Source organism: Microbacterium sp. No. 7, from assembly GCF_001314225.1.
Taxonomy (GTDB): Bacteria; Actinomycetota; Actinomycetes; order Actinomycetales; family Microbacteriaceae; genus Microbacterium.
Genome location: NZ_CP012697.1, coordinates 4,227,885 through 4,243,800, shown reverse-complemented (window position 1 = coordinate 4,243,800; position 15,916 = coordinate 4,227,885). Strand labels below are relative to the sequence as shown.

The following is a 15,916-nucleotide window of genomic DNA, read 5'->3' as shown; positions in this document are numbered from 1 at the left end:
GAGAATCGCGCGAAGCGCGGATGATCTCCGCGGATCGCTCCGAGGTCCGTGGGATCCTCCGAGGTTCGTGGAGGGCGCGGGCGCGTGTCGGCGCGTCCACGTAGGCTGGGGACGTGACCGACGAGATCAGGCTCACCGGCATCCGCGCGACGGGGTTCCACGGTGTGTACGCGCACGAGCGCCGCGAGGGACAGGAGTTCATCGCCGACGTCGCGCTCGGCCTGTCGCTCGTGCGTGCGGCCGAGACCGACGACGTCGCCGACACCGTGCACTACGGCGAGCTCGCCGAGCAGGTCGCGGCACTGCTGGCGGGCGAGCCCGTGAACCTGCTCGAGACCCTTGCGCAGCGCATCGCGGAGGCCGTGCTCGCGCACCCGCTCGTCGAGACCGCGACGGTCACGATCCACAAGCCCTCCGCCCCGATCGCGGTGCCCTTCGGCGACGTGAGCGTCACGGTGACGCGGGGCGCCGACGCCCGGAGCGGCCGGTGAACCGGCGGCTCGCGCACGGGTACCACGGCCCCACGCCGCGCGCCGAGAACGGCGCCGTGCGGGCCGTCGTCGCCCTCGGCGCGAACCTCGGCGACCGCGCCGCGACGATGGATGCCGCACTCGACGCCCTCGCACGGCTGCCGCTGACGGAGCTCGTCGCGGCCGCCGAGCCGATCGAGTCGGTCGCCCTCACCCTCGACGGACCCGACGAGTCGGCGCCCGCGTACCTGAACACCGTCGCGATCGTCGCGACGCGCCTCGCCCCGAGCGTGCTGCTCGACTTCCTGCACGGCATCGAGGAGCGGCACGGCCGCGAGCGCCGCGAGCGCTGGGGCGACCGCACGCTCGACCTCGATCTCATCGCCTACGGCGACGTGCGCTCGGCCGACCCGCGTCTCACCCTGCCGCATCCGCGCGCCCACGAGCGCGACTTCGTGCTCGCCCCCTGGGCGGCGATCGACCCCGATGCCGTGCTGCCCGGCCACGGCCCCGTCGCCACCCTCCTCGCCGCCCTGCGCACCCCCGTGCCCCGCGAGGGTGCTAGTTCTCCCCGCGAGGGTGCCAGTTCTCCTCGCGAGGGTGCCAGTTCTCCTCGCGAGGGTGCTCCCGCCACCGAGGACGCGCCATGAAGCGCACGAGCATCGGCCTGCTGGTCGCGGTCGCCGTGGTCGGCGGCATCGTCGGCTTCGTCGCCGACCAGCTGCTGACCTCGTCGGGCCGCCCGACCTTCACGCCGTCGCTGCTGCTGCCGGTGCTGCTGGTGCTGCTCGCCGTGAGCGTCGTGCTGCTCGCCCTGCCGGTGCGCCGCGCCGCGCGGGGCGTTCCGGGCGCCCGCGTGGATCCGTTCCAGGCCGTGCGGGTCGCCGTGCTCGCCAAGGCGTCGAGCATCGTGGGCGCGGCGGTCGCGGGCCTCGGCACGGGCCTGATCGTCTTTCTGCTGACCCGCCCCGTGCCCCCGTCGGTAGGCTCGATGGGGGCAGTGATCGCCGCCATCGCGGGCGGCGTCCTCCTCACGGCGGCCGCGCTGGTCGCCGAACAGCTGTGCACGATTCGGAAGGACGACGATGACGACCAGCCCGGACCCCCAGAACCCGGACTCGGCCTCTCCCACCAGGACTGATCGCGTTCTCCCCTTCGAGCAGGTGCCGCCCGCGCCGCCGGCCGCCCCGCCGGTGACGCCGCCGCCCGCCGCATCGGCCCCCGCAGCGTCGTCCGAGCCCGCCGCCCCGGCGACGGAGACGTCGGACGCCCCGCCCGCCGCCGCCCCGGAGGCTCCGCGCGCCGCGCCCGTGCTCGACGACGGCACGTTCACGCAGCTCCGCCAGCCGAAGGCGGCCGGCGCGCTCGCGCTCGACGGCACGTGGCATCAGATCTCGCGGCGCTACGTGACCTCGCAGTTCGTGCAGAACGCCATCTTCCTGGCGATCATCATCGTCGCGGCGGTCGTGCTCGCGGTGCTCTTCCACCAGACGTGGGCGTGGATCCCCGCGGGCGTCATCGTGCTGATCACGGTCGTGACCCTCGTGATCCTGCCGCGGCAGGCGCGCGCGATCGGCTACATGCTGCGTGCCGACGACATCGTGTTCCGCCGCGGCATCCTCTGGCAGCGCATGATCGCCGTGCCCTACGGGCGCCTGCAGCTCGTTGACATCACGCACGGCCCGCTCGACCGCGCCTTCGGCGTCGCGCAGCTCAAGATGGTGACGGCCGCGGCGACGACCGGCGTGCAGATCCCGGGGCTGACCCAGGATGCCGCGGAGGCGCTGCGCGACACCCTCATCGCCGTGGCCGAGACGCGCCGGACCGGGCTGTGAGCGCGCCCGACCAGGCCGCGTCGCCGGACGCGTCGCCGGCCGGCCAGGCGCTGCCGGGCGGCGGCTCGTCGTCGCTCGCCGACGGGCAGTGGCATCGGCTGCATCCGCTGACCCCGCTGTTCAAGGGCGGGCTGGTGCTGATCATCGTCGCGGGCATCGTGATCTCGAACATGCGCGACCGGCTGATCGCGTGGGTCGTCGACGCGTTCGCGCCCGGCACGCGCTACGGCGACTACGACAGCGACGACCCGCTCGACTGGGTCGTCGAGAACAACCTCATCCTGTGGGCGCTGCTCGCCGTGCTGGGCGTGCTCATCGTGCTCATCGTGGCGTTCTGGGTCGTGTGGCGGTTCCAGCAGTTCCGCATCACGGACGAGCACGTGGAGGTGCGCAAGGGCATCGTCTTCCGATCGCAGCGCCGTGCGCCGCTCGACCGCGTGCAGGGCGTGAACCTCACGCGGCCCTTCCCGGCACGCCTCATCGGCATGGCCAAGCTCGAGGTCGTCGGTGCCGGCACCGACGCGAACGTGCCGCTCGAATACCTCGCCACCGCCCGTGCCGAGAGCGTGCGCGCCGACATCCTGCGCCTCGCGTCGGGCGCCCGTGCGGCGCGCGACGCCCGCCTCGGCCGCGCCCCGGCGACGCGGGCGCACCTCGTCGAGGAGGTGGGCGCGGGGCTCTCGGGCCTCATCGACGGCGTCGATCTCGCCGATGTCGCGCCGGAGAGCGTCGTGAAGATCCCGACGGGCCGGCTCATCGGGTCGCAGCTCATCGCGGGCGTCGTGTGGTTCGCGTTCTTCCTCGCGATCCTCGCGGTCGTGATGATCACGATGATCCCCGTCGCGGCGCGCAACGCCGACGGGGGCGGCTGGATGATCCTGCTCGGCACGGGCCTGGGCGTCGGCATCCCCCTCGTCATCACGGCCGTCGCGGTCACGTGGGCGCAGATCTCGCGCTCGCTGCGCTACTCGATCGCGCCGACGCCCGACGGCGTGCGCATCACCTACGGCCTGCTCACGACCGTGACCGAGACCATCCCGCCCGGTCGCATCTTCGCCGTCGAGGTGTCGCAGGGCGTGCTGTGGCGTCCGTTCGGGTGGTGGATCGTGCGCATCAACAGGATGACGGGGCGCAGCGCGACGCAGCAGGCGTCGAGCAGCACGCAGCAGTTCAACGTCGTGCTGCCGGTCGGCACGCGCGAGGACGTCGAGCGCGTGCTCGAGCTGATCCTGCCCGACTTCCCGGCGCACGACAGGTCGCTGCTGTGGGAGCACGGCATCCTCGGCCCGCACGGTGCCGGCGCCGATCCCTACACGACGATGGCGCGGCGCGCGCGGTGGCGCCGGCCGATGTCGTGGCGGCGGCACGGCTTCGCGCTCACCGACTTCGCGCTGCTGCTGCGGCGCGGCCGGGTGTGGCGCAAGCTCGCGGTGTTCCCGCTCGCCCGCCTGCAGGGGCTCTCGGTCGCGCAGGGGCCGATCGACCGGCTGCAGAAGGTCGCGTGGGCGCAGGCGCACTCGATCACGGGACCGATCTCGGGTGCCGTCGTCGGCCTCGAGCGCGACGAGGTCGTCGACCTGCTCCTCAGCGGCAGCCGCGCGGCGGTCGCCGCTGCGACGCACGATCGGTCGCACCGCTGGCGCGACGGGGACGCGGATGCCGGGGAGACGGCGGATGCCGGTGCGCCCGAGCGGCAGGTCGCCGAGCCCGCCCCGGATGCCGGTGTGGCCGCGCCGTACGCCGTTGCGCCTGCGCCGCACGCCGTTGCGCCCGCGCCGCACGCTGTTGCGCCTGCGCCGTACACCGCCCCGCCTCCGCCGTACACCGCCCCGCCCGCCCCGCAGGCGCCAGCCCCACAGGCCCCCGAGCCGTCCCCGCGGACCGATGAGGCGTGACGGCCGGCTCGGCGTCGGCATCGTCGGCGCCGGACGCGTCGGGCCGGTCGTCGGCGCCGCGCTCGCCGGCGCGGGACACGCCATCACGGGCATCACGCCCGGCTCCGACGACGAGCGCGTCTCCGCGGTGCTGTCCGACGTGCCGGTGTGCGATGCGCCCGAGGTGCTGCGCCGCAGCGAGCTCGTCGTCTTCGCGGTGCCGCACGACGAGCTGCCGGGCCTCGTCGCCGGGCTCGCCGACGTGGGCGCCTGGCAGCCCGGACAGCTCGTGATGCACACGGATCCCGCCTACGGCATCGGCGTGCTGGAGCCCGCGCAGCGCGCCGGCGCGATCCCGCTCGCGGTGCATCCCGCGATGACCTTCACGGGCACGTCGATCGACCTGCGGCAGCTGCACGAGGCCTACGCCGCCGTCACGGCGCCGCCCGCGGTGCTGCCCATCGCGCAGGCGCTCGCCGTCGAGCTCGGCTGCGAGCCCGTCGTCGTCGCCGAGGCCGACCGCGCCGCCTACGCGGAGGGCATCGCGACGGCGACGGAGTTCTCGGCATCCATCGTCCGCCAGGCCGCCGCTCTCCTGCAGCAGGCCGGCGTCGACGACCCCGGCCGCTACCTCTCCGCCCTCGTGCACTCCACGGTCGAGCAGGCCCTGGGCGTGGTCCCCGAGGGATAGGGGCGCCTGCCCCCTTCCCCCCGCCCGCGCCCGCCGCCCGCGCCCGCCCATCGTGCGTTCAACCGCGGCGTTCTGCGGGTCCCCGCGTTCCGCACCCGCAGAACGCCGCGGTTGAACGGGAGGCGCGCGGCGTGGCCGCGCGGGCCACAGCCCGCCACGCGCCGCGGATAGACTGGGTGGTCGATTCCCGAGGAGCCCGTCACCATGACCGACACCACCCTGCCCGGCGCGACTCCGTCCGACGAGGACATCCTCGAAGACGTGCACGAGCAGAAGGCCGTGCGCCTCGCCAAGCGCGAGCGCCTGCTCGCCGAGCGGGCGGATGCCGCGGGCGGCGCGTATCCGGTGGCCGTGCCCGTCACCGACACGATCGCCGGGCTGCGCGCCCGCTACGCCGACCTCGAGGCCGGCGCCGAGACGGGCGTCGTCGCCTCGGTGGCGGGCCGCGTCGTGTTCAGTCGCAACACGGGCAAGCTGTGCTTCGCCGCGCTGCAGGCCGGCGACGGCAGCCGCATCCAGGCGATGGTGTCGCTCGCCGAGGTGGGCGAGGAGTCGCTGCAGGCGTGGAAGGAGCTCGTCGACCTGGGCGACCACGTGTCGGTCACGGGCCAGGTGATCTCCAGCCGCCGCGGCGAGCTGTCGATCATGGTCTCGTCGTGGCGGATCGCCGCCAAGGCGCTGCTGCCGCTGCCCAACCTGCACTCCGAGCTGTCGGAGGAGACGCGCGTGCGCAGCCGCTTCCTCGACCTCATCGTGCGCCCGCAGGCGCGCGAGACGGTGCTCACGCGCGCCGCGGTCAACGCGAGCCTCCGCGCGACGTTCGCCGAGCGCGGGTTCGTCGAGGTCGAGACGCCGATGCTGCAGGTGCAGCACGGCGGCGCCGCCGCCCGCCCGTTCGTGACGCACTCCAACGCGTTCGACACCGAGCTCTACCTGCGCATCGCGCCCGAGCTGTTCCTCAAGCGCGCCGTCGTGGGCGGCATCGACCGCGTCTTCGAGATCAACCGCAACTTCCGCAACGAGGGCGCCGACTCGACGCACAGCCCCGAGTTCGCGATGCTCGAGTCCTACCAGGCCTACACCGACTACCACGGCATCGCCGACCTCACCCAGACGCTCGTGCAGAACGCCGCGATCGCCGTCGCGGGCTCGACGACCGTGACCTGGGCCGACGGCACCGTGTACGACCTCGGCGGCCAGTGGGAGCGTCTCTCGATGTACGAGAGCCTGTCGCAGGCCGCGGGCCGCGAGATCACCCCGCAGACGGGTCTCGCCGAGCTGCAGGCGCTCGCCGCCGAGGTGGGCGTCGAGGTGCCCGAGAAGGTCGCGACGCATGGCAAGCTCGTCGAGGAGCTGTGGGAGCACTTCGTGAAGGGCTCGCTCGAGCGTCCGACGTTCGTCATGGACTTCCCCGTCGACACGAGCCCGCTCGTGCGCGAGCACCGCTCGATCCCCGGCGTCGTGGAGAAGTGGGACCTCTACGTGCGCGGCTTCGAGCTCGCGACCGGCTACTCCGAGCTCGTCGACCCCGTCATCCAGCGCGAGCGCTTCGTCGAGCAGGCGAAGCTCGCCGCGCGCGGCGACGACGAGGCGATGCGCGTCGACGAGGAGTTCCTCCGTGCCCTCGAGCACGGCATGCCCCCGACGGGCGGCATGGGGATGGGCATCGACCGCCTCATCATGGCGATCACGGGCCTCGGCATCCGCGAGACCATCCTGTTCCCCCTCGTGAAGTAGGCGTCAAGGACGCCTCAAGGACGCCGCGTCGTCCGGCATCCCGCACGAGGATGCCGGACGCTCGACGCGCCGCCGCTACGAGAACCGTCGGAATCCCCAGTCGGGCAGATGCGCGGCGGCGATGAACGAGCCGACGATCTGCGCGAGTCCGTGCTCGGCGTCGATCTCGCACGCGCGGCGCACATAGCCGTCGGCGTGCGTCGAGCGGCACTGCGCCCACGACAGCCACGCGCACACGGCGAGCGCGCCGGCGCTGTCGGGCACGAGCGCGGCCACCTGGCGGACGAGCGCGAGCGCACGCGCCAGGCGCTCGGGATCGGGCTGCGGGCCCTCTCCCCACAGGCGCTCGGCGAGGCTCACGGGGTACTCCCCGCCCTCCTCCCACGCCGACTGCGCCGCGGCGGCCTCCTCGCCCAGCCGCCGGTCGCCCGACCACTGCATGAGCGCGACATCGCGCAGCGCGGGACGATCGAGGCACCACGAGAGGAGCCCGGCATGCAGAGGGCTCAGGGCGCCGGCATCCCACCGCAGCGCGTCCTCGTAGAGCGCCGGCAGGTCGGCCAGTGCGCACACGGCCGTGAGCGCGGCGGCCGTGATCGGCCCCGAGCCGTCGGACGCCGGGGCCTCGACGTCGCGCACGACCTCGATCGCCCGTTCCAGCTCGGCCCGCACGCCGGCGACCTCGCGACGCCGCTCGGGGGTCGTGGCGGGAAGCTCGGCGCCCGTCGTCTGGTCGCCGCGCACCTCGGCGGGATCCTCGGCATCCCCGTTCTGCAGCGCACTCTGCCGCACGGCGTCGAGCGGCTCGATCGCGCCCGCGGGGTCGAGGTGCGAGCCCCAGCCGTTCGCGGCGACGGTGAGCGCGTCGACCATGCGCAGCCCGCACGCGTCGGCCCGCAGTGCGAGCGCGTCGGCGAGGCCGCGGTGGGGCAGCTCGGGGCCGGCCGCGTCGTCGGTGTACGCGACGGCGACGAAGGCGTCGGCGTGCGGGATGCGGCACACCATGCCGATCACGGTCGAGGCCACGCGCTCGACCGTCTCGTCGCGCGGTCCCGCGTCGGGCGGCAGGTCGAGGCGCATCGCGCCCACGCTGCGGCCCCGCTCCAGCGGGATCAGCACGAGGCTCCGCCGGGGCGTGTACTCCAGCAGCCGGGGGACGAGGGACAGGAGGTGGGCGGCGTCGGCGGCCCGGGTGATCGTTGTCATGCGTCGAGCCTCGTGCCCCGGCATCCGCCGATTCCGCCGAAACCGGCGATCTGAGGACAGATTCCGAGAACGGCCGCCTGGGGACGAGTCTGCGCGACCGCCTACGATAGAGACATGGACAACTTCTGGGTCGCCGCCGCGTGGTCGCTGCTTCCGACCATCGTCGTGCTCGGCCTGTTCGTGTTCATCCTGCGGTCCATCCTGCGCCTGGATCGCACCGAGCGGCGTCTGTACGCCAAGATCGAAGCCGAAGAACGTGCCAAGCGCGGGCTGGCGCCCGCGAAGAGCGACACGTCCGCCGGCTAGCGGCGCCGAGAGGCGCCGGCTGCGGGCTCAGCGCGTGCGAGTCTAGGAGGTCCCGCAGTGAACATCACCATCGACGTGACATGGTCGTGGTGGGTCATCCTCGCGCTGCTCGTCGATCTGGCGGTGCGCGTGCTGGCGATCATCATCGTGCCGCGCAACCGGCGTCCCACGGCGGCCATGGCGTGGCTGCTGGCGATCTTCTTCATGCCGTACATCGGCGTGCTGCTGTTCCTGCTGATCGGAAACCCCCGCCTGCCGCGCAAGCGCCGCAAGAAGCAGGACCTGATCAACCGCAACATCCGCGAGACCAGCGAGGGCCTCGACTTCGGCGAGCTGCGGCCGAACGCGCCGCAGTGGTTCACCTCGCTCGTGTACCTCAACCGCAACCTCGGCGCGATGCCGCTGTCGGGCGACAACACCGCCGACCTCTACCCCGACTACGAGGAGTCGCTCGCGGCGATGGCCGCGGCCATCCGCACGGCCAGGCAGTACGTGCACGTCGAGTTCTACATCCTGCAGTCCGACCGCACGACCGACGACTTCTTCCGTGCGCTCGAAGAGGTCGCCGCCCGCGGCGTGACGGTGCGCGTGCTGCTCGACCACTGGGCCAACCGGGGCAAGCCCTTCTACAAGCAGACGCTCGCGCGGCTCGACGCCATGGGCGCGCAGTGGCACCTCATGCTGCCCGTGCAGCCGCTGAAGGGCAAGTACCAGCGTCCCGACCTGCGCAACCACCGCAAGCTGCTCGTCGTCGACGACCGCGTCGGGTTCACCGGCTCGCAGAACATCACCGACTCCACCTACAATCTCAAGAAGAACATCAAGCGGGGTCTGCACTGGGTCGACCTCATGGTGCGCGTCGAGGGGCCGGTCGTGGCATCCATCAACGCCGTCTTCGCGTCGGACTGGTTCAGCGAGACCGACGAGATCATCGAGGACCTGCGGCTCGTCGAGTCGGCGGGCACGGGCGACCTCGACTGCCAGATCGTGCCGTCGGGCCCCGGGTTCGAGTTCCAGAACAACCTCAAGCTGTTCATGGGCCTCGTCTTCGCGGCGCAGGAGCGCGTCAACATCGTGAGCCCCTACTTCGTGCCCGAGGAGGGGCTGCTGCTCGCGATCCAGACGGCGTGCCAGCGCGGCGTCGAGGTCGAGCTGTTCGTCTCGGAGGAGGGCGACCAGGCGATGGTCTACCACGCGCAGCGCAGCTACTACGAGGCGCTGCTGCGGGCCGGCGTGAAGATCTGGATGTACGAGCGTCCGCTCATCCTGCACTCCAAGTCGATGACGGTCGACGACGAGGTCGCGATCATCGGGTCCAGCAACATGGACATGCGCTCCTTCGGCCTCAACATGGAGATCTCGATGATGGTCCGCGGCGAGGAGTTCGTCTCGCAGCTGCGCGAGGTCGAGGACGACTACCGCGCCTCGTCGCGTCAGCTCACGCTCGAGGAGTGGGAGCAGCAGCCGCTGCGCTCGACCGTGCTCGACAACCTCGCCCGCCTCACCTCGGCGCTGCAGTGAGACGGCGGCGGCGTTGAGACGATCGGCCGTCCGCCGACACTCAGAGAGTGGATGCCACGAGCGTCCGCCCGCTCGAAAGGAAGCCACCATGTCTCGTCGTGCCCTCGCCCTCGTCCCGCTCGCCCTCGGAGCCCTGCTGCTCGCCGCGTGCGCCCCGGGAACCGCCGGTGCCGGCGGCGACACGGCCACGGGCGTGCCCGCTCCGCCGCTGGAGGCCGGGATCGACGTCGAGGCCGCGTGGCTCGACGGCGGGCGCTCCGTCGCGGTCGTGACCTGGGGCTCGTCGTCGTGCGTCCCCGTCGCCGAGGACGTGAAGCTGGAGGCCGACGGCGGCGTCGCGGTCTCGCTGCGTCCCGCCGACGCCGAGGTGTGCACGGCCGACTACGCGCCGCGCGCCACCCTCGTCGGCCTCCCGGCCGGCGCGAGCGCCGGCGATGCGCTGAACCTCGTCGTGACCCTCGAAGACGCGCGCGGCGAGACCTCGCTCGGCGCGTACGCGGGCGGCGACGTCGCCGAGTACACGCCGTCGGCGGGGTGGGCGGGCGACGACCTGATCGCGATCCTGACCTGGGGCTCGTCGTCGTGCGCGCCGGTCGTCGAGAGCGTGGAGGAGACCTCGGCGTCCGCGGTCTCGGTCGTCTTCGCCGACCCCGGCACGAAGCCCTGCACGATGGACATGGCCCCGCGCGTCGCGCTCGTCGGCGTCGCCGACGTCGCGCACGACGCCGCGACCCTCACGCTCTCGGGCGGCGGCGCCGAGTTCGCCGACCCCGTGACGCTGCCCGTGTCCTGAGCCTCGTCCCGTCTCCTCTCCTCTCTGCTCGTCCTTGCTCGTCTCCTCTCTGCTCGTTCCCTCTCTGCCCGTTCAACCGCGGCGAAGTGCGGGTGTCGACGGCTCGCACCCGCACTTCGCCGCGGTTGAACCGGGGGAGAGGCGAGGGGAGGAGGCTGAGGAGGGGTGAAGGGGAGGAGGCATCGCCTCGTCCACAGGCGGGAGTTTCTCGCGTGCGCGCAGAAAAGCTGTGGACAACCGCGGATGCCGGGATGCGGTGCCCGACGGTGGGGACATGCGTCGAACATCCCTGCCGGCCTCGCTCGGCGACCTCTTCACGACCGCCGAGGCGCGGGCGGCGGGTGTTCCCGCATCCCGCCTTCGCGCGATGGATCTTGAGCGTCCGCATCACGGCGTGCGTCTGAGAAGCCTGCCGGCCGCTCCTCACGACCGCGAGGAACCGGGACCCGAGACCCTCCTGCGCGAACGGGCTCGGCGATACGCGCCGCGAATGGGCGGCGACGAGTTCTTCAGTCACGTGACCGCGGCGGTGATCTGGGGCCTGCCCCTGCCGTTCGCCGTCGTGCGGGGCCGGCCGATTGTCGACGGCGCTTGAGAACTGATCGATAGCGGCGCTCGAAAAGTGGACACTCAACGATTGGAGAGTGATCACTTTGGAAGACTGGGCGCTGATCAGGAGGCTGGCTTCGGACGGGGTTCCGAAAGCGCAGATCGCGGCGCGGTTGGGGATCTCGCGGACGACCGTGATCAAGGCGGTGAACTCCGACGGGCCGCCGAAGTATGAGCGGTCGCCGCGGCCGACGTCGTTCACGCCGTTCGAGGTGCGGGTGCGGGCGTTGCTCGCCGAGCATCCGCGGATGCCGGCGACGGTGCTCGCGGAGCGGGTTGGTTGGGAGGGCTCGATCCGCTGGTTCCGGGACAATGTCGTGAGACTGCGACCTGAGCATCACCCGGTCGACCCGGCGGATCGGCTCTCGTGGGCGGCGGGCGATGCGGCTCAATGTGATCTCTGGTTCCCGCCGCGGAAGATCCCGCTCGAGGACGGCACGACGGCGCTGTTGCCGGTGTTGGTGATCGTCGCGGCGCATTCGCGGTTCGTGACTGCGCGGATGATCCCGACCAGGAAGACGGAGGATCTGCTGCTCGGGCACTGGGATCTCATCCAACGGCTCGGCGCGGTCCCGCGGCGGCTGATCTGGGACAACGAGTCCGGCATCGGGCAGCGCGGCCGCCTCGCGCAAGGTGTTGCGGCGTTCGCGGGGACCCTCGCGACGAAGGTCGTGCAGCTGAGGCCCTACGACCCGGAATCGAAAGGGATCGTGGAGCGCCGCAACGGCTGGCTCGAGACCTCGTTCATGCCCGGCCGCACGTTCACTTCCCCGGCGGACTTCAACGCCCAGCTGGAGGGCTGGCTGGAGAGAGCGAACGCGAGGGTGGTGCGGACGATCAAGGCACGCCCGGTCGATCTGATCGGCCACGACCGTTCACGGATGCTCCCGTTGCCGCCGATCCCGCTGCAACTGGGCTGGCGAGAACGAGTCCGCCTCGGGCGGGACTACTACGTCCGCCTCGACGCGAGCGACTACTCCGTCGATCCCGCCGCGATAGGCCGGTTTGTCGACGTAATCGCCGATCTCGACCGTGTTCGGGTGCGCCTGGAGGACAGGCTGGTCGCTGACCACGCGCGGGTCTGGGCGCGCGGCTCCACGATCACCGATCCCGCACATCTGGAGGCCGCGAAACGGCTGCGGCAACAGTTCCAGACCCCACGTCCTGATCCCGTTGATGACCTGGCGCGTGATCTCGCGGACTACGACCGGGCGTTCGGGATCGAAGGAGTCGCCTGATGGCTACCTCGAAGACCAGCGAGTCGGTGAAGCAGATCACCTACCTCGCCGGCGCACTCAAGGCACCCCGGATCACGGAGGCCGCAGCCCGGATGGCGGACCAAGCACGCGACGCCGGGTGGTCGTTCGAGGACTACCTCGCCGCCGTCCTCGAACGCGAAGTGAGCGCTCGCAACGCTTCCGGCGCGGAGCTGCGGATCAAAGCGGCCGGGTTCCCGAGCCGGAAGACGCTCGAGGACTTCGACTGGGACGCGCAACCAGCCACTCGGCAGCAGATCGCGGCGCTCGCTTCGGGAGGGTTCCTCCTCGAAGCGCAGAACGTGGTCCTGCTCGGCCCTCCCGGAACCGGGAAGACCCACCTCGCGACCGCGCTCGGAATCGTCGCCGCCCGCCACGGGCACCGAGTGCTGTTCGCGACCGCGACCGACTGGGTCACCCGCCTCACCGACGCCCACCGGCAAGGCAACCTCCCGAAAGAGCTCGCCCGGCTGCGGCGTTACGGGCTGATCATCGTCGACGAAGTCGGCTACCTCCCGTTCGAACAAGACGCAGCGAACCTGTTCTTCCAACTCGTCTCCAGCCGCTACGAGCACGCGTCACTGATCCTGACCTCGAACCTGCCGTTCTCCAGCTGGGGAGGGGTCTTCGGCGACCAGGCCGTTGCCGCCGCGATGATCGACCGCATCGTTCACCACGCCGACGTCCTCACCCTCAAAGGCGCCAGCTACCGACTCCGCGGCCGCGGCATCGACAGCCTCCCCAGCATCCGCACCACCACCGACGAAACACCTAGCTAGACTGCCCGCAACCGTTCACTTTTCGAGCGCCGAAAGCGTCCAGAGTTCGAGCGCCGCCGACACCGATCGACGCCTGCGTGCTCAGTCCTCGCCGCAATCCCGAAGGGCGGGGCATCGTCACGCACTGCGTGAAGCCCGGCATGGCGCACGTCGTCGAGCATCCTGAGCTCGGCTACCGGCTGACATGCCCGGCGACGACGTGGGCGATGCTCGGCGCCGTGCTGACCGATCCGTACGATCTGGTCGCTGCCGCGGATGCCGTCGTGCGCGAGCCCCTGCACCATACCGATCCGCCTCCGCTGGCGAGCGTCGAGGACCTGCGCAGCGCGCTCCTCGCGGGTCGTCGCCGGGGTGCCGCGCGGCTCCGCGACGCGCTGCCGCGCGTGAGCACACGCTCGCGATCGAGGCAGGAGACGCGATTGCGCCTCGCCCTCGTGGACGCGGGGCTTCCGCTGCCGCTCGTCAACCTCGATGTCGTCGAGCACGGGGGCATGGATCGCGCAGGTCGATCTCGCCTACCTCGCGCAGAAGCTGGCGATCGAGTACGAGGGCGACCACCATCGCACCGATGCCGGGCAGTGGGCCAAGGACGTCGATCGCATCGAGCGCCTGCAGGCCGCGGGATGGCGCGTCATCCGCGTCACCCGTGCCGACCTCGACGACCGCCCCCACCAGACCATCGCGCGCGTGCGCAACGCCCTCGCCGCCCGCTGAGCCGGGCGGACCGTGCTGGTCCCCTCCTCTTCTTTGCCCTCTCTTGCTCTTTGGCCCCTCTGCCCTCTCTGCCCCAACCGCGGCAAAGTGCGGGTCGAGGGTCGCCGCATCCGCACTTTGCCGCGGTTGAGAATCAAGGTCGTTCCTTCGACCGCGGCCTCAGTCGGTGCGCACGAGCAGGTCGCCGACCTCGCAGTCGAGGGCGCGGCAGATGGCCGAGAGCGTCGAGTAGCGGATGGCGCGGGCGCGGTCGTTCTTCAGCACCGAGAGGTTCACGACCGAGACGCCGACCAGCTCCGACAGCCGCGTGAGCGTCATCCCGCGCTCGGCGAGCAGCTCGTCGAGCCGGCAGTGGATGCCGGTGACCTCTTCCTCCGCGGGGCTCACACGAGCCCCTCGGTGTCGCGCTGCAGGCCGGCGCCGTAGCGGAAGACCGCCGAGAGCGCGGCGAGGCCGAGGCCCGCGCCGATCGGCCACACGGGCACGTCCACGCGCCAGGCCGGTCGCGGCCAGAGCGACGTGAGGAGCTCGGCGTCGCCCGGGCGGTCGCCCGCCACGGAGGCCGAGGTCCAGGCGAGGGCCTCCTGCGCGGCGAGGCTGCTGCCGACGTCGTTCAGGACGCCCGCGGCGATGCCGCCGACCAGCACGACGACGGCCGTGATGATCGTCACGCGCGCCACGACGGGCGCGAACGCGCGTCCCGCGAGCAGCTGGAAGCACGCCACCCCGATGAGCGCGGCGATCGCGCCCGGGACGAGCCAGCCGAGCGCGCCGCCGATCGCGAGGCAGACGCGAGCACCCGTGCTGAGCCCGTCGAGGAAGAGGGCGGCCTCGCGGAAGCCGCCGCCGACGCGCTCCGCCGTCATCCCCTCGAGCTCGATGCCCTCGGGGAGCGCGGGCCAGAAGTCCCACGTCGGCACGCTGACCGAGGCCATCGGCAGGAAGGGGGCGATCGCCGCCGACACGGCGGCCATCACGCTGACGCCCGCGACCACGGCGGAGACCGACAGCGTCACCGACACGACGGGGGAGGGGTCGCCCGTGCGCCGCGCCTTCCGCGCCGCCCGCACGAAGAAGAACACGGCGACGGCGAGGGCGACGACGATCGGGAGGAGGACCGTGAACAGCCAGCCGGGGAACACGGTCATCACACGAGCCCCTCGGTGTCGCGCTGCAGGCGCTCGCCGACCGCGAAGGTCGCGATCAGCAGGGCCGCAGCGAACGCGACCGCGAACAGCTGCGTGAGGTCGACCGACATGAGCACGTTGTCGAAGGTGCGGTCGGAGATCCACGCGAACGCGCCGTTGGCGCCCATGTTGGCGAAGAACGGCGCGAGCACGAAGCCCGCGAGGGCCGTCGCGCCGGCCGTGTTCACGAGGCGCGTGTTGGTACGCGAGAACATGCGGCCGCGCAGCACGCTGCGCACGACGAACAGCAGGCACGCGATCGTGGTCACGACCGACACGGCGATCACGACCTGCTCGATGACGAGCGCGCCGACGGATGCCACGGGCAGCTCCGGTGCGCGCAGGTAGGCGGTCTGGAGCTCGACGGCGACGGGCGCGCCGTCCGGGCCGATCGGCGCCTCGGCGAGCGTCTCGCGGAACTGCGCGAACACGCGCACGTCGCTGTTCGGCACGATCTCCGCGATGCGGATCACGGCCCGCACGACGGTCCACACGGCGAACGCCGCCCCGATCACGATGAAGAACCACCAAGCGCTCGCGTCGGCGCGCGACATCGTGGCATCCGTTCCCGTTCCCGTTCCCGTTCCGTTCTCGTTCGTCGACATCGCTCCCACTCCTTATCGATATTCGTTGTTATCGAAAAACGATATGCCTGACCCCAACTCCTGTCAACCCCCCTCCCCTTCAACCGCGGCAAAGTGCGGGTACGACCCCGCCAGCACCAACGTATTGCCGCGGTTGAAATCCAGGGCGCCGAACTCAACCGCGGCAAAGTGTGGATGCCACCCCGTCTGTACCCACAACATGCCGCGGTTGGACGAAGAAGCGGGAGAAGCGAGGGCAAGGGGGAGAGCCGAGGCGAAGGGCGAAGGGGTGCTCGTGTCAGGACAATCGGGCCCCCGCGAAGCGGCGGGGTCCCCGCTCTCGTCCTGACACGA

The 15,916-nt window shown here is 71.8% G+C and carries 19 protein-coding genes; 14 read left to right on the top strand and 5 right to left on the bottom strand.

Annotation, left to right across the window (positions count from 1 at the left end; all coding sequences use genetic code 11):
- The first annotated feature begins 113 nt into the window (after positions 1-113).
- The 7 genes from folB (at position 114) to lysS (ending at position 6,607) form a co-directional block, all read left to right on the top strand.
- Positions 114-491: a dihydroneopterin aldolase gene (gene folB / locus AOA12_RS19530; RefSeq protein ID WP_054686430.1), complete on the top strand. Its 378-nt coding sequence runs from the start codon at positions 114-116 to the stop codon at positions 489-491.
- A complete protein-coding gene (gene folK / locus AOA12_RS19525) occupies positions 488-1,120 on the top strand; it encodes a 2-amino-4-hydroxy-6-hydroxymethyldihydropteridine diphosphokinase (RefSeq protein ID WP_082406398.1) in 633 nt (210 codons plus the stop codon). The genes folB and folK overlap by 4 nt, the downstream gene beginning before the upstream one ends.
- Positions 1,117-1,611 (top strand): DUF3180 domain-containing protein, encoded by a 495-nt coding sequence (locus tag AOA12_RS19520; RefSeq protein WP_054686429.1) that lies wholly within the window; start codon positions 1,117-1,119, stop codon positions 1,609-1,611. Before folK ends, AOA12_RS19520 begins: the two co-directional genes overlap by 4 nt.
- Before the next feature lie 169 nt (positions 1,612-1,780).
- Entirely contained in the window at positions 1,781-2,305 is a 525-nt protein-coding gene (locus AOA12_RS19515) for a PH domain-containing protein (RefSeq protein ID WP_054687257.1), read from the top strand.
- A complete protein-coding gene (locus AOA12_RS19510; protein WP_082406396.1) occupies positions 2,302-4,200 on the top strand; it encodes a PH domain-containing protein in 1,899 nt (632 codons plus the stop codon). The genes AOA12_RS19515 and AOA12_RS19510 overlap by 4 nt, the downstream gene beginning before the upstream one ends.
- Entirely contained in the window at positions 4,190-4,870 is a 681-nt protein-coding gene (locus AOA12_RS19505) for a Rossmann-like and DUF2520 domain-containing protein (RefSeq protein WP_054686428.1), read from the top strand. Before AOA12_RS19510 ends, AOA12_RS19505 begins: the two co-directional genes overlap by 11 nt.
- Positions 4,871-5,074: 204 nt before the next feature.
- Positions 5,075-6,607, top strand: a complete 1,533-nt coding sequence (lysS, locus tag AOA12_RS19500; RefSeq protein ID WP_054686427.1) for a lysine--tRNA ligase — start codon at positions 5,075-5,077, stop codon at positions 6,605-6,607.
- A 75-nt stretch (positions 6,608-6,682) separates the two neighbouring features.
- On the opposite strand, the gene AOA12_RS19495 is transcribed toward lysS, so the two are convergent.
- A complete protein-coding gene (locus tag AOA12_RS19495) occupies positions 6,683-7,813 on the bottom strand; it encodes a DUF4192 family protein (RefSeq protein ID WP_054686426.1) in 1,131 nt (376 codons plus the stop codon).
- Between the two features lie 114 nt (positions 7,814-7,927).
- Here AOA12_RS19495 and AOA12_RS19490 point away from each other — a divergent pair, with 114 nt between their 5' ends.
- The 6 genes from AOA12_RS19490 (at position 7,928) to istB (ending at position 13,077) form a co-directional block, all read left to right on the top strand.
- A complete protein-coding gene (locus tag AOA12_RS19490) occupies positions 7,928-8,119 on the top strand; it encodes a hypothetical protein (RefSeq protein WP_054686425.1) in 192 nt (63 codons plus the stop codon).
- Positions 8,120-8,176: 57 nt separating this feature from the next.
- On the top strand, positions 8,177-9,640 hold the full coding sequence (gene cls / locus AOA12_RS19485) for a cardiolipin synthase (RefSeq protein ID WP_442922255.1): 1,464 nt from the start codon (positions 8,177-8,179) through the stop codon (positions 9,638-9,640).
- 88 nt (positions 9,641-9,728) lie between these two features.
- Positions 9,729-10,433 (top strand): hypothetical protein, encoded by a 705-nt coding sequence (locus AOA12_RS19480; RefSeq protein ID WP_054686424.1) that lies wholly within the window; start codon positions 9,729-9,731, stop codon positions 10,431-10,433.
- 274 nt (positions 10,434-10,707) lie between these two features.
- Entirely contained in the window at positions 10,708-11,028 is a 321-nt protein-coding gene (locus AOA12_RS23290; protein ID WP_156366590.1) for a type IV toxin-antitoxin system AbiEi family antitoxin domain-containing protein, read from the top strand.
- 49 nt (positions 11,029-11,077) lie between these two features.
- Complete coding sequence (istA, locus tag AOA12_RS19475; protein WP_082405821.1) at positions 11,078-12,280, top strand: IS21 family transposase; 1,203 nt, start codon at positions 11,078-11,080, stop codon at positions 12,278-12,280.
- The gene (gene istB / locus AOA12_RS19470) at positions 12,280-13,077 is read left to right on the top strand and encodes an IS21-like element helper ATPase IstB (RefSeq protein WP_054678490.1); all 798 of its coding nucleotides are present in this window, start codon (positions 12,280-12,282) and stop codon (positions 13,075-13,077) included. The genes istA and istB overlap by 1 nt, the downstream gene beginning before the upstream one ends.
- On the opposite strand, the gene AOA12_RS23285 is transcribed toward istB, so the two are convergent.
- The gene (locus tag AOA12_RS23285; protein ID WP_156366589.1) at positions 13,074-13,562 is read right to left on the bottom strand and encodes a hypothetical protein; all 489 of its coding nucleotides are present in this window, start codon (positions 13,560-13,562) and stop codon (positions 13,074-13,076) included. The genes istB and AOA12_RS23285 overlap by 4 nt on opposite strands.
- On the opposite strand from AOA12_RS23285, the gene AOA12_RS19465 reads away from it, so the two are divergent.
- Positions 13,549-13,791, top strand: coding sequence for an endonuclease domain-containing protein (locus tag AOA12_RS19465; RefSeq protein ID WP_054686423.1), 243 nt, complete (start codon positions 13,549-13,551; stop codon positions 13,789-13,791). The genes AOA12_RS23285 and AOA12_RS19465 overlap by 14 nt on opposite strands.
- Before the next feature lie 159 nt (positions 13,792-13,950).
- Here the strand turns inward: AOA12_RS19465 and AOA12_RS19460 are convergent, their stop codons facing one another.
- The 3 genes from AOA12_RS19460 to AOA12_RS19450 are packed head-to-tail and all read right to left on the bottom strand — an operon-like array spanning position 13,951 to position 15,583.
- A complete protein-coding gene (locus AOA12_RS19460) occupies positions 13,951-14,178 on the bottom strand; it encodes a helix-turn-helix domain-containing protein (protein ID WP_054686422.1) in 228 nt (75 codons plus the stop codon).
- Entirely contained in the window at positions 14,175-14,939 is a 765-nt protein-coding gene (locus tag AOA12_RS19455) for a hypothetical protein (RefSeq protein ID WP_054686421.1), read from the bottom strand. The genes AOA12_RS19460 and AOA12_RS19455 overlap by 4 nt, the downstream gene beginning before the upstream one ends.
- Positions 14,939-15,583, bottom strand: coding sequence for a hypothetical protein (locus tag AOA12_RS19450; protein WP_054686420.1), 645 nt, complete (start codon positions 15,581-15,583; stop codon positions 14,939-14,941). Before AOA12_RS19450 ends, AOA12_RS19455 begins: the two co-directional genes overlap by 1 nt.
- Positions 15,584-15,916 lie beyond the last annotated feature (333 nt).